General features: G+C 46.4%; 6 protein-coding genes. All 6 read left to right on the top strand.

The genetic code is table 11. The features are described 5' to 3' along the window. Positions 1 to 50: 50 nt before the first annotated feature. Entirely contained in the window at positions 51 to 950 is a 900-nt protein-coding gene (locus ABC831_RS04125) for a carbohydrate ABC transporter permease (RefSeq protein WP_343246978.1), read from the top strand. Next, the gene (locus ABC831_RS04120; protein ID WP_343246977.1) at positions 940 to 1830 is read left to right on the top strand and encodes a carbohydrate ABC transporter permease; all 891 of its coding nucleotides are present in this window, start codon (positions 940 to 942) and stop codon (positions 1828 to 1830) included. The genes ABC831_RS04125 and ABC831_RS04120 overlap by 11 nt, the downstream gene beginning before the upstream one ends. A gap of 205 nt (positions 1831 to 2035) precedes the next feature. After that, positions 2036 to 3361, top strand: coding sequence for an ABC transporter substrate-binding protein (locus ABC831_RS04115; protein WP_343246976.1), 1326 nt, complete (start codon positions 2036 to 2038; stop codon positions 3359 to 3361). A 179-nt stretch (positions 3362 to 3540) separates the two neighbouring features. After that, entirely contained in the window at positions 3541 to 9564 is a 6024-nt protein-coding gene (locus ABC831_RS04110) for a chitobiase/beta-hexosaminidase C-terminal domain-containing protein (RefSeq protein ID WP_343246975.1), read from the top strand. Positions 9565 to 9851: 287 nt separating this feature from the next. After that, positions 9852 to 12230, top strand: coding sequence for an alpha-L-rhamnosidase N-terminal domain-containing protein (locus ABC831_RS04105; protein WP_343246974.1), 2379 nt, complete (start codon positions 9852 to 9854; stop codon positions 12228 to 12230). Positions 12231 to 12752: 522 nt separating this feature from the next. Further along, entirely contained in the window at positions 12753 to 15281 is a 2529-nt protein-coding gene (locus ABC831_RS04100; protein WP_343246973.1) for a glycoside hydrolase 5 family protein, read from the top strand. Positions 15282 to 15301 lie beyond the last annotated feature (20 nt).

Below are 15301 nucleotides of genomic sequence, written 5' to 3'. Positions count from 1 at the left end.
AACACACATTTGCGGATGCGTTTCGAACTAATAGGAAAGGATGGATACAAATGGGAAAATCCATGAGAAAAGGAAAAACAAACCGCAGGATTCTGACGGCCTTGTTTTTACTTCCGGCATTTGCATTTATCGCATATGCCCTTTACGTCCCGTTTATCTGGAATGGAATACTTTCGTTTCAGAAATGGGACGGATTCCATGATCCTCTGTGGGTGGGGATACAAAACTATAGCAAGGCTCTCACAGACCATACCGCTTTGATGAGCATGAAAAACTCACTGTTTTTAGGTACCGTCTCCACTTTGGGAGCGGTGGTGCTGGGGATCCTGCTGGCGGCCCTGGTATATAAAGTATACCAGAAGGAGGGAGCCTTCTACCGGTTAATTGCATTTATGCCCGTCATGCTGCCGACGGCGGTGGTGGGCTTGCTGTTTACCTTCTTTTTCAACCCTGAGATGGGACTGCTCAATAACTTCCTGAGAGCCGTGGGACTTGGAGGCATGACTCAGGCCTGGCTGGAAAATAAAAACACGGTTTTGTGGTGCATAGCCTTTGTGAACATCTGGAAGATGAGCGGACTTACTATGATGTTAAGCTTCGCGGCGATGCAGATGCTTCCGGCTTCCGTGTTTGAGTCAAGCAAGCTGGACGGGGCCGGCTATCCCCGGCAGTTCTTCAGCCTGATCCTTCCGCTGATCAAACCCACGGTACTGGTGGCAGCTGTTTATACCCTTACGGTGAATTTCAAATCTTATGATGTGGTATCCATCATGACCGGCGGAGGTCCGGGAACCGTGTCCTATGTAGTACCGATAAATATGGTGAAGACCGCGTTTAACCTGGGGAATTTTGGTTATGCAGCGGCCCAGGGAGTGATTATTACACTGCTGGTGATCGCGCTGGTCGTGATTCTTCGCAGAGTTCTCAGGGGGGAAGCATATGAGTACTAATATTAAGACGATGAAATTATCGGTTTCTGCGGCAAGAAACAAAAGCAGGTATGGGAAAGGTGACGGCAGAGCGCGCATGATCAGCAGAATTCTGTTAATTCTGTACTCTCTTGTGGTCGCATTCCCCATCCTCTTTGTTATTGTGACGTCGCTGAAATCCACCTCCGAGTTCTATACCAACATATGGGGGCTTCCGAAGACCTTTGCCTGGGAGAACTATCTGACTGCCTGGAACACGGCGAATATCGGAAAATATATGGTCAACAGTGTGATCGTTGTGGGGATCGTGCTGGTTGTGACGCTGTTGGCAGGTGCATTGGCCGGCTACGCGCTGTCCCGCTTCCACTTGAAATATGCGGAACTGCTGATGCTGGCAATCCTGGCCTGTACGATGATGCCGTCAGAGTCTGTCATCATGCCGCTTTACTTAATCACTTCGGATCTAGGTATGACCGGAACCCGGATCTCACTGATTATACCGTATATTGCCTGGGGATTGCCAATGACCGTGTACATATTTCGCAACTTTTTTGATACGATACCGACGGAGCTTCTGGAGGCAGCGAGAATCGACGGATGTACCGAGATCCAGACTTTCGGAAGAATCGTAATCCCTCTGATGCTGCCGGCGATCGCGACAAACGCGGTATTTGTATTTGTCTCCTGGTGGGGAGAGCTTCTGTGGGCGACCGTGGTGCTGGCCTCCTCCACGATGAAGACGATCCCGATCGGAATGGTATCCTTCTCAGCGCAGTTTGGAACGAACTGGGGTCCAATGTGCGCAGCGATCTGTATTATCATGGTTCCTCTGATCGTGTTCTTCTGTTTTGTACAGAAATATTTTGTGCAGGGTTTGACAAGCGGCGGAGTGAAAGGGTGATCAGGTCACAGCTCGAAACGTTGGATATTGGATAATATCGTAGTATTTACCATGTGAGAAATGAAAATTGATTGTTAAAATGATCAGGTAAACAACAACCAGGTTAAAATATACGGAGCCGGAACGAAAGGACCGGAATATCAGAATCCGGAGATATCTAAAACAGGCCCGGTGTTTTAGCCAAAATATGTTAGGAGGATAAGATATGAGGAAAACATGGAAAGGCTTAGCCCTCGTCCTGGCCCTGGCGATGTGCCTGGGAGGATGCGGCGCCAAGGAAGCTTCACCCGAGCAGACGCCGGATGCGAATGCACCACAGACGCAGGCACCCGCCGACAAGGAAAACAACGCTGCGGGCGGAACCAAAAAAGATATCAAGTTCTACGGAAAAATCGTAGAGTATTCTTCCGGAGAAGAAAGTTGTGAAAAACTGGAAGAATTAATGGCAGATCAATATAATATTGAATCCCTGCAGGTAGACTGGGGGAATCTGGCTCAGGTAATCCGTACCGGTGTGGCATCCAATGAACCCTGCGATATTTATAACTACTGGCCGATGTATATCCGTACTTTTTCCGATTCAGACATGTGCCTGGATCTGACACCTTATCTGGATGCAGACGGCGGCGCATGGAGAAATACATTTGATGAGAACATGCTGAGTATCGGAACTGTAGACGGCAAGACCTATGCGGTTCCCACAACGCCTAATTTCGCCTGCCTGATCGCGAACAAGGAACTTTTCGAAGAGGCGGGAGTGGCACTTCCGGAGGGCACTTACTGGTCCTGGGAGGATTTCCAGAAAGCTTGTGAAGGCCTGAAAGCAAAAGGAATTTTCCCGGTATCGAATCCTACGGATAACCAGAAAGGACCATGGATGTGGGGAAATGGCCTGATGAGTTTGGCGAAAGATGCAGGCAAACTGGAGGCTGTGGCCAACGGTGAAGTAGAATGCTCGGATCCGGTCTTTGAAAAAGCTCTGACGAACACGAAAGAATTATATGATAAAGAATATATGTATCCCGGAGAAGGCGCTGTGACACTGACGACCGATGAGTCCCGCGCAGGATTCAGCCAGGGTAAGGCTGCCATGTGTGCTGAGGTTGCCGCAGGAATCGGCTCTGTAATCGAATCGCTTCCTTTCGAGGCAGTGATCGTTCCCTGGCCTTCTATGGGCAGTGAAAATGTAGTAACCGGAGGATCCGACGGGTTATTTATACCGGCAAATGTAAAAGATCCGGATGCAGCGGTCGAAGTATTAAAAACATATACCAGTCCTGAAGTGCAGCAGATTAATGCAGATCATGGTTTTGTAGTTTCCGTTAAAGGAACCGCGTCGGATGATCCGGTAGTGGATAAACTGTCCGAGTTTACCTTTGCGGTATGTACCAAAGAGATCAAGGGCCTGGGGCCGGCGATGGAAGAATATTATGTGAATCAGTCTCTGGCGGAACTTGTGCTTGGCGGCGGAGTCTCGAGTGTAATGGATAACCTGGAGGAGATACGTGCTCAGATCAATGCCGAGAAATAAACCTATGGGCAGTCACATTTGAATATCAACAACAGCAACTGCACGATTGGGGCTGCCGCAGGAAAGTACCGATTCGGTCAAACTGTTTTGGACTTTTGCGGCAGCTCTATACTATACCGGAAGTTGGGGAAAATGGGATGAAACAGGCAACAACAGATCATGAGGAGGGGGATTAAAAGATGAAGCGCTGGAGAAAATGGATGGCCGCTTTCTTAATCGTCATTATGACAATTACAATACTGCCATTGTCTGGTACGGCGATGCCGGCTGCCGACACGGAAAAGGTCACGGCGACAGACACGCCGGAAACAACGCCGGAGGTCACCGGAGATAAAGACATACCGGAAACAACGCCGGAGGTCACCGGAGATAAAGACATACCGGAAACAACGCCGGAGGTCACCGGAGATAAAGACATACCGGAAACAACGCCGGAGGTCACCGGAGATAAAGACACACCGGAAACAACGCCGGAGGTCACCGGAGATAAAGACACGCCGGAAACAACACCTAAGGATACCCAAGGCATGGATACAGAGCTGAATAAAAGCGAATCGGTCAGCATTCAGAAGACGAACCACGCAAATGATTTAATTGAAGCGTCGAAACCGGAGTATGTGTATCAGCTCAATCCGGACAAGGAGATCGATAATCTGGAGATGCTGTCCGTAGGTTCTGCCGAACGGAGCAGTGGAATTACAGCGGCCGATTATGGATGGCCGAAATATTTCTGGTACAATAATTTCGGTAAGAATCCATCCGAGGATTCTATAAAATGGACGGTAGAATCAGGGAAAGAAGAAGCAGTTGAATATTTTGTATGGCTGTCAATAAATGCGGGTCAGAATAGCAAATATAAATTAACAGTAACCCAGGCCGGTAGGACGATTTCTGAAACAGAATATACAAAGCCATTCAATGGGTGGGAAATCCTGGAATTCGGGACGATTACGATCCCGGCCGGAACCAGTGAGATCACACTGAAACAAACATCTGCACAGTCTCAATCGGCTCAGGTCCGGGCAATAGAAATGATTCCCTCAGCGGACAAGGCAGCGTATGAAGAGCGGATCGCTGCTTACCGGGCGCAGGGGGCCGAGCAGCTGAAGAAGTTTGGCGAAAGCGGATACGGACTCTTTTTCCAGGCAGGAGTCTGGGGGTATCCGGAGTTTGGGGATAAAAAAGACATGGAAACTTCTACCAACGAATTTGATGTGGAAAACTTCGTCAATTTTGTACAGGAAAGCGGTGCCGGTTTTATCATCTGGTCACTGACCTGGTGGGAATCCCGGATGCAGATGCCGGTAGATGCGGTGGATGAGATCATGGGAAATCAAGACTATACAACAGAACGGAATCTGGTAGGAGAGATTGCCGCAGAATGTAAAAAACGGGGAATTGATTTTTACCTGTACTATCATCATGGTGTACACCAGGATCCAGGGTGGAGACCACACCAGAATTTTCCCGAGAATCACCATTATACAGGAAGAGGAGACAAATCGACTTTCGTGGAAAACTGGAAAAAGGTGATCGGAGAAGTTGGAACGAAGTTAGGCGAGAATCTGGACGGTTGGTTCTTCGACGATGCTTGTATCTACTGGCCATGCCCGTTTGAAGAAATGGCTCCGATCGCAAAAACAGGCAATAACAAACGAATAGTCTCATATAACAGCTGGATCGGTCCCTCCGCTACTTCTTTCCAGGACATGGTCTTTGGCGAAGGCGGCTGGGCGGAAAATACTGATACGAAAGACGGAATACTGCAGTCTGGAAAGGAAAAAGGGCTGCTTCAGGTGGCTATGCCTCAGATTACGGATGGACAATGGGGAGTTCATCAGGCAAATAAACCGATCCAAGTGCATAGCTGGCTAACATCGGATGCTGTTGTCGCTAAGATTAATGAGATGAAAGAAAGAAAAATACCTGCGGCCCTGAATATCGAGATATGGGATGACGGTACCACGGGTACCACAGCTCAGGAACTTTTGTTTGAGGTAAAAGCAAAGTTGTCGGGGGATACCGCAGAAAAAGTGTATCCTGTTAAATCAATCACCGTAAATGGAATTGACGGCAGTTTTGATATACCAAAGGATAAAAGACTTACTCTGAATGCAGGAATAAAACCACAGTATGCCTCGAATAAAGAAGTGAAATGGAGCGTAACGGATTCCGATGGAAATCCGACAGAACTTGCACGGATAGAGGAACCGGGGATCTTAGTTACGGGTAATACCAGCGGCAAAATCAAGGTGACGGCAGTCTCCGAAAGCGATTCTACGATTATGGACAGCGCCGTGTTCGAGATCAAGCCCATGCCTACTATAACCACAATTTATGGAAACAGTGACGAAATAACACGAGAAGGATCCTGGAACTTAAGAGCAGGTACGAAGAGTTGTGACACTACCCAGGCTGGAGCCTCTATGGAATATTCTTTTGAGGCTGATTATATAGAATGGTACGGAATAACGGGTGACGACCATGGGATTGCCAATGTCTATATCGACGGGAATTATCAGACCCAGGTAGACTGTTATGCGGCTGACCGGGGAACAGATATATTACTTTATAAATCGAATCAGCTGTCACCTGGATCCCATACCATCAAAATAGTAGTACAGGATACAAAAAACCAACTTTCCAGAAACCAATATGTGGAGATTTACCGCCTGCTAACCACAAAGAAAGCAGTTGAGGAGCCAGTTGAGAAGAAGCCGATATTTGAGGAGGACTTTAGCGGGGATCTGTCATCATGGCAATTGATACAGGGAACCGGGAGTATCACGGATGGAAAACTATCGATAGGAACTGCCGCGTTCCAGGCATCGCCCGCCATTGATAACCTGTTCCTAAAAGGGGATACGGTATATGAATACTCGGCATGCTGTAAGAACCAATGGATCGGTTTCCAATTCCAGATGGCTGACAAAGGCGTAAGTAATTGGGACAAGACTGGGTACCTGTTTTATATCCGGGCGAACGGAAAGGCAGACCTGCTGCGGGCGGATGGAAACGGGAAAACGGCGCTGGCTACCAATGTCCCGGTAGAAAACTATCAGCCCGGCACTATGGTTAAAGTTCGCATTAAGTATTCAGCCGACAGTGGAAATATAAAAATATATTTTAACGGTCAGGAGAATCCGGCGATTGATGTTACAGATACAAAATGGCAGGGAGGATACTTTGGTCTGGCATGTATGGGAGCCGCAACCGGAGTGGTGGATTATGTAAAAGTCTGGGGAAAGCAGGACCCGTCCCTGGATGAGGCTGCTTTTGATAAAGTATTGAAATCTCTAATCGTATATGAACCCCTTCGCAGCGAAAATACAGTATCCCTTCCGAAGGTACCTGAGGGATATAAAGTCACATACCGGTCTTCCAGTCCGCAAGGTTATCTGGACGAGGCTGGAACGAAGCTGCTTAAGCGTCCGGCGGCAGGTGAACCCGGTGATACACTGTCGATCACTTATCAGGTCACCTGGAAGGAGAAGGATTTATCGAAAGATGTGACGTTACAGGTTCCCATATCCGCAGAATATACCGTCCCTGATATGACCCAGTCGGAGATTGACGCGGCAAAATCAAAATATTCCAGACAGAAATACGGACTGTTTGTACATTATGTGCCCCGGCTGACGAAAGATACCAATGGCATAGCAGTGAATGATGTGGATGTCCTGGCTGACAGCTTTAATGCCCGGGAATTTGCAAGAGAAGTTCATGAGATGGGATATGAATACGTGATATTCACATCCATGCATTATAATGCGGTCACCTTATATCCCAGTGAAGTCAACAAACGCTGGAGGGATGACAGAAGAAGTGAAAAAGGATGGAAATCCTATTCCGATCGGGATGTGATTGAAGAGTTATATGAGGCGCTGGCGGAATACGGGATCGATCTGCATCTGTATGCACACCCGGTGGATGGACACGACTTCACGGAGGAAGATAAGGAGCTGACCGGTTGGAATGACTGCGGCGGTGATGCAGATGGTGACCATGAGACCTGGAATCAGTTCCAAAATGAATTATATGATGAGATGTGCAAGAGATACCAGGGAAAAATCAAAGGTTTTTGGTTCGATGGAATGTATGAACATACCAGGGTACACGGGGAACCCTTTATAGATCTGGATAGATTTAATGAGACGCTGCGCGCCTATGATCCGGGACTTGTAGTCGTATCGAATTCGAGTCTGGGTAATGAATATGACCCGAACCATACTTGGGCGAACACGGACTTCTGGTCCTGGGAACTGAATCATATCCCGAATGGTGATAACAACCCGTTCAACCCGACGATTCTGGAAGATCAGGCTGCTGCTCTGGTAGTGGGAAGCTGGTGGACCGGTCCGAAAGACCAGAACCTCAGGTATACCCAGGAGCAGATGTTCCGCTATCTGGTTGGGCAGGCAGCGGCATCCCGATCAGGCGGATTCGCCGTGGCCACGGGAGTCTATCCGGGGGCCGAGAGTGAACAGACCAACGGGAATCTGTTTGCGGGTGACTTTTATGAGAATATGAAGGCGGTCTATCAGAAGTATATAAAAAATGTGGAGGAAACGATCAAGGATACCAACGCGGGCAAAGCTTATAAAATGCCCAGAAGAGGCCCGCTGGATTCGAAAGGCTGGGGAGTTTCCACAGAATCCGCCGACAGCAAGTATGTATATCTGCATCTTCTCTATAAACCATCCGATCAGACTTTCATACTGCCGGATACCGACGATGGCAGTGTACTGGGAGGAGATGCGGTCCGCCTTCATTTTGACGGAAGCACGTCGAAGGTGAAGTTTGTACCCATTCAGGATGGGTATGAGGTCACACTTGCGGATCAGGAAGAGTGGGATGAGCTGGATACCATCATCCGGGTAGAGCGTCTTACCGATGGTGCGCCGGCGAAAGAGATCAGAACAGAAACGGTGCCCACGGCAATGAATTCCGAGACAACCGGAAAGTGGCAGAGAACACCTAACTACCCCGGCTACTATACGACGGAAAACGCGGCAAGCCTGACTTTTAATTTTGAAGGGTCCTTTATAGAGTGGTACGGTGTAACAGGCCTTGATCACGGCGCTGGAGAGGTGTATATCGACGGTGAACTCCAGGAGACAGTGGACATGACAAGAGAGCGCCAGGAGGATGTGAAACTGTTCCGATGGGACGCAGAAAACGGACAGAGCAGCAGGCAGAGCGGTAGCCATACGATTAAAATCGTAAGTAAATTAGACGCTTCCCGCAAGTATCTTGAGATTACAAAATTTGTGTACGGTACGAAAAAGACAACTTATACGATTACTTATGAAGGCACAGATGGTGCAGTCAACAAGAATTCAGACTATTATGTGCCGGGCTCTGCTTATCAGCTTGTACCGATCCGCCAGGAGGGAAAGAATTTCGAGGGATGGTATGACTCATCCACGGGTGGAAACCAGGTAACAGAGATCGCGGCTGATGCGGTTGGGGATATCCGTGTGTACGCCCGATGGAAATCACAGACGGAACCTCCCAGAGAGAAAGTGGCTGGTGTGAGCGCGTCGCCGGCACCGGGAACTTATGCTGAATCACAAAAGGTAACACTTGCAACCAAGACGGCGGGAGCACAGATTTATTATACTACCGACGGAAAGATGCCTGATGGGAACAGTAAAAAATATGTGAGTGGAATTGAAGTACACGAATCCATGACCATCCGCGCGATCGCGTTAAAGGAAGATATGGAGGACAGCGATGTTGCCGCTTTTTCCTATACAATCGTAAAGGATCAGCCACAGCCGCCGGTTATAAAGGCAGATAAATCCGCACTTGAGAATCTCATCTATGCAAATAAAGACAAAAAACAGGGAGATTATACAGAGGACAGCTGGAAGGCATGGGATGCGGCACTGGCGGATGCGAAAGCGGTTCTGGCAAAGGAGGATGCATCACAGGCTGAGGTGGATCAAGCCAGGCAGAATCTGGAGAAGGCGGCAGCCGGGCTGAAGGGAAGGACTCAGGACAATAAGAATACTCAGAATGAGAATTCGGATTCAAATCACAGCAGTGGGCAAAGCGGCGAACAAAGTAATGCGGTGGGAGCCAAGACCAGTGATGACAATCCGCTGATGTTATGGATTCTGATCCTTGTGTGTGCGGCAGCAGCAGGATCTGGAGCAGCGATCTGGAAGTTTCGGAAAAATAGATCTAAAATAAGGTAAAATATAGGAAAGAGCCGGAATTTATTGTAAAAATTTCGGCTCTTTCCAAGCTTTGGATCAATTCTATCATGTGCAATTTTTTAAGTAAAATCAATAAAATCACACGTAATTAAAAACCGAGCCCTCTTTTTATCTGACATTTAACGAATGTAATCGTAGAATATTAAATACATTCGGTATTTATTCTGTGTATTTCTCAGAGAATACTTGCTATTCTTAGACCAAACCTGCAGACAGCAAATCTGATATAAAAAGGAAATTTCAGACAGGGAGAGGAGATCGAATACATGAATAAGTTACAGATTCCACATGAATGCAAAGAGGACACAGTTTTAGAGAACGGTATGATCCTGAGCAGGGCGGCGCAAGATTTCAGTCTGCCGGAAAGGCAGAGAATGTGGACTGCTAAGTGGATCTGGGTATCGGAAAAGACTTGGCCGAAATACCAGAATTGTCAACCCACAGCGTTTTGCAAAGGGACAGATACCTTTGGCGTTTTTCTATTTCAGAAACGATGGAAATGTGAGAGGATTCCTGATGAAGCCGTTTTATACATTACGGCGGATACCGCCTATAAGGTCTACATCAATGGCATGGCAGTGGGAAGAGGCAGCGCACAGCTGGGGGGAGATTATGGAAACTGTGAGAGCGCCCCATACAAATGCTATGAGGCGTATCGGGTGGAGTCGTTCATCCAAGAAGGAGAGAACACGATTACGGTCCGGGTTCATCTGGGGGTATTGGCTGCGGCAGATATATCCTGCGGATACGGGGGCCTGCTCGCAGAACTGGTTTGCGGGAGCGGCCGGATTCCCGCGGTCGCCACGGACGATTCATGGAAATGTTCCCGGGATCTGTCTTATCCGGACCAGGGAGAGTGGAATGGAGCGAATCCGCCGGAAGAGACAGAGGAAGGATATCGGGACGAAACATGGGAAAACGCAGTGATTTTGGAGAGCGGTTTTTTCCCTGAGCTGTACGCGGCCCCTATTCCGCACCTGTCCTATCATCGGATTTCACCGACAGGAATTTTGAACCCTTTTGATTTTCAGGACAGGGTGAGGTATTCCGATGATTTTTCCAGCATCACGGTAAAGAAGGGGGCCCCGATCTGTCTTTGGCTGGATTTCGGCTGTATCTATCCGGCCTACTATGTTTTACGGCTTAAGGGTGCCAGGGGGGTTAAGATCGTATTGCACATGCAGGAATTCCCGGGCAAAGCCGGGCAGCTGTATCCAGGCAAGGTTGGAGGAAAGGATACGGAGATTCTGACCCTGGGAGACGGGGAAGCATGTATCGAATCACTGGCGCTGTACAGCGTCCGCTATATTCAGATATCCATATCGAATCTGTGGCAGGACCTAGAGATCTGCGAGGCAGGAATTAATGCGTGTGTATATCCTACCCGGGTCCGGGGTGATTTTGTATGCAGTGATCCTTTATTTGAACAGATCTATAAAAGCGGTATGCGGACGCTGCACATCTGCAGAAACACCTATCACATGGATTCGCCCGTTCATCAGGAACCCATGGGCTGTATGGCCGACTACCGGATACATGGACTGATCAACTATTATACCTTCGCTGACCCGTATCTGCTTCGGTTCGATATCCAAAAGATAGCCGGCTACCTTAAAAGCAGAGAGTACCGTATGTTCCATCCCAGTTTCTGCCTGATATTCGTCAGTATGATCCGTGAATATGTCATGCATACAGGGGATTTTGAGATGCTGTACATTACGGAAGATGCAGTGGCCGGAATATTGGACCTGTTTGCATCTTATCTGGGGGAGAATGGACTGATTGAGAATGCGCCGAATTACATGTTCATGGATTGGGTGGAAGAGGACAGATGGACCAGGCATCATCCGCCCAAATGTATGGGACAAGGATACATGAGCGCCTTGTTTACAGGAGCGCTAACCGACGCGGCCGCAATGCTTGAACTGATGGAACAAGAGAACACTGCGCGTCAAGAAATTCCAGCTGTTCCGTTAAAACGGTATGAACGGATTCGCTCTTACCGGATTTTAAGCGAGCGCGTTTCGGAGGGGATACGCAGAAATCTATGGGACGAAGAACGAGGGTTATTTTTAGATGGGAGATACGATCCGTTGTCCATGCAGGATACGGAATGGATGCCGGCTGACGTGGACCGGAAATTTTACAGCCAGCATATGAATGCGCTGACCGTTCTCTACCATATCGTTCCGGAAGAAAAACAACGGGAGCTTATGCTGCGGGTACTGGAAGACCCGTCACTTAGCCAGGCACAGCCCTATTTTATGCATTTTGTGCTGGAAGCCCTGGGAGAAGCGGGTATGTTCGAAGAGTACGGTTTGGGACAGATCCGCAGATGGAAGGATCTGCTGGATGAGAATCCGGATTCCCTTAAGGAGGTATGGTACGGCTTTGACTGTGATTACTCTCATGCCTTCAGCGGAATACCTACCTATCAGCTGCCGTCGAAGATACTGGGAGTGACTCCAGCTGCACCGGGATTTGACGAAATATGGTTCAGCCCCTGTCTTCCGAAGGAACTGTCCTTCGCCTTTGGATGCATACCGACTCCACGGGGAGATATCCGGGTGAATCTGTATCGGGAGGGGAATGAGTTAAAGACGAAGCTGGATCTTCCGGCCGGGGTGAAGGTTAGGAAAGCGTGAGAATTACATCTATCAACGAATATTATATAACAGGAAGCACCTCTTAGGAGATGCTTTCTTTGGTGTATTCTATAAAACCCATCTAATCGTAGTATTTTAAAAGTTTTCGTAGCTTTCTGCTCTGTGAAATAATAGATGCGACATATATAATAGTCTTTATAGCTCAGAAATGTAACACTGATGAAAACAATAAATATTTGTTTTAGTGGGATGAAAGATTCTGTGAAATTTTACTCCGTATTTTTTAGTAACCCAGTTCAACGTTACAAAACAATGGCTGTCTCGCCATAGGGGTAGGTGATATATATAATTCCCAAATAGATAATGAAATTGCGAATGAGGCGAACGATATGAAAAATCATATTTAAAACTTTTAAAAATTTATCAGGCGAAAAATCTATTTGAAGATGAATGTTTGTTTCTGTTGATGCGGCAACACATTGTGTAAAGGTTCGCAATACCATATGAACCATTTACAACCCTAATTTAGTTTAATATTAACATGAGGCCAGGAGGAGCAATATGCGCGATATCAATAAAGTGATAGAAACGTTGCAAGGATCGAAAAAATTCAATATTGCAATTTATAAATCAGGACAAAAAGACAATCTGATAGTAAGTGCGTTAGAACAGATATTGGGAGAGGATTCCGATAATTATATCGAGATTGTGGACGAATATTTTTTGAGGTCATACGAGTGTATGAACCATAGTCTAATAGACTTGCTGATTATTCCGGATCTATATCATATAAGCGAATATGACTATCCCTTCATTCAATATTATCAGAATAAGGGAGGGGCGCTAATTATGAGCTCATCCGATTTGTTAATGGAAGAGAAAAAAATAAGCAGAATATTGACTACGCCACCAAATGATGATACGGATTCATATTCCTATCTATGTAAAACCATTTCCAAAATAGGGATACGTCCGGTAAAAGCAGATGTGATCCCTTGCATAGTAAAATTTGATAACGATTTTATTTTTAGAGAGGAAGAAACTCTTGAAGAAAGTGACTGGTTGGCATATGGTGCGAAATTTAATACAACAAGCAATAAGCTTGCGCCTACACCTGTTTGGGGATCAGCGTTTGTAGAAAGATACGAAGTGACGAGAAATTACGAAGCTGTGGCGGGCTATGATATTATGGATCGGCATATTAATACTCCAATTTGCTTTGCACAAAACTGGGAAACCGGATCGCGTCAATGTTTATTTGCATCGAATAAAGACGGAGCCTTTTTTCATCCGCAAAATCAACACTTCTCTGCGCTGGTGAAGGCAGCGGTACTATTTTGTAAAAATAAAATCATAATACGTCATGTACAGCCAAATTTTGCGTGCTATCGTCAGGGAGAAGCTGTGGGGATACACTATTCTATCCATAGTTTTTCTACTGAGAAATCGCTGATTACTGTTGAACTATCGATATCAGGTGAAAAAGATTCTTTTGTAAAGCACAAAAGGCATATCCTATTGCCTGGAGAAACGGTGAAAGGCGAAGTTTTCTGGATGCCGGATTCCTTTCATGATGATGTTTATTCTGTTGTGATGAAGGTATATAACGGCAGCACGCTTGTATCAAAAGCTGAGAACGGATTTGTTGTATGGAATGATGATGTTGTACAAGCCGGGCCAGTGATGGAAACTGATGGCAGGTATTTCAAAATAGATGGCGAAAAGATGTTTCTAGTAGGATGCAACTATTATGATTCCCATCAAAACGCCGGAATGTGGGCGTTACCAAATATTGGAAAGCTGAATGCCGACTTAAAGCAGATGTCGGAATGCGGTATGCGATATGTCAGGATACATTATCATCATCCGAAATGGTTTTATGATTTTTATATGGATAAATACGGTGAGGTTCCGGAACATTACAAACATTTGGGAGAATCGTACTTGCCTGTGGAAAAACATCTTAGGACGCTGGATGCGCATATTTACTTATGTCAAAAATATGGGATGATATATGGGGGGGACCTGCTTACCCTTCGTCCAAAAGAGTTGGGGGATCCGCGTGGTTGGATTGACCTTGTTGATTTTCTGCAAATAAAAGAAGCGGTGGAATGTCAGAAGGAATTTTTGAAATTAGTAATTCCGAGATACAAAAAGGTAAGGGGGATTTCCTGGGATATTTTTAATGAACCTGTAGAACTGGAACCACATGGAAATATATTTATACAAAAAGCTTGGGATTGGGCAAAATCGATAGTAAGATATATCAGAGATCTGGGAGATGATCACACTATTACTGTCGGTGGGTTGAAAGCTGGAGACGATTTTGAGGAGGTTGTAGACTACATGGCTCCACATGCGTATTTTAGCGATGTGGCAGATGTTGCAATAGAAAGCGGAATTCCGCAGTTATTGCAGGAAGTTTGGATGATGTTTCATCTTTTGCCAGAGGAAGAATACAAGCGGAAAGATGCGATGCGGTACTCTATTCTCGAAACGTTGAAGACGGGTATGGCAGGATATGTACCTTGGCAATGGACGGAACAATTGGCTATGTGGTTAGATAAAGATGTATCGTACAGCGAAACAGCGGATGATATCAATGGAAGTTGCGTACGATTCGATGGGTCGATCAAACCTGCAGGACAATACTTGAAAGATTTTTCAATGTTTATGAAAGATCTGTATATAAAAAAGATCGTGGAGAATAATATGGAAACTTCTAAGGGAAACCTTTCCATAAAATCTACTAAGCAGGTGAACCCTGGGGAGTGCTATCTGGAATTGCGCAATCAAGATGTGGCTTTGCGCGCGTTGGCCAGGCAAAGATACAAGACAAACAATTTTCGGGTTGAGGCTGAAAAAGATTGCGATCTTTGGATTTTTGCCAGCAATGAGAGATTGGAATTGGTTAAGGCAAGCGAAGAAACAGGTATAACATTAGACTTAAAGATGCTTCCAACGGATGCAATTTTGATTGATGATACGAAAAACATAAGGACCAGCCTTAGATATCAACGAAATGGGAACACGTTGACTTTTAAATTGGAGCCATGGCAAACATACTATTGGGTAAAGCTGTTATATTGAATGCTTCACTTGGAATATAC

The organism is Diplocloster hominis, assembly GCF_032380655.1.
Lineage (GTDB): Bacteria > Bacillota > Clostridia > Lachnospirales > Lachnospiraceae > Diplocloster > Diplocloster hominis.
This window is presented reverse-complemented; position numbering and strand designations above follow the sequence as displayed.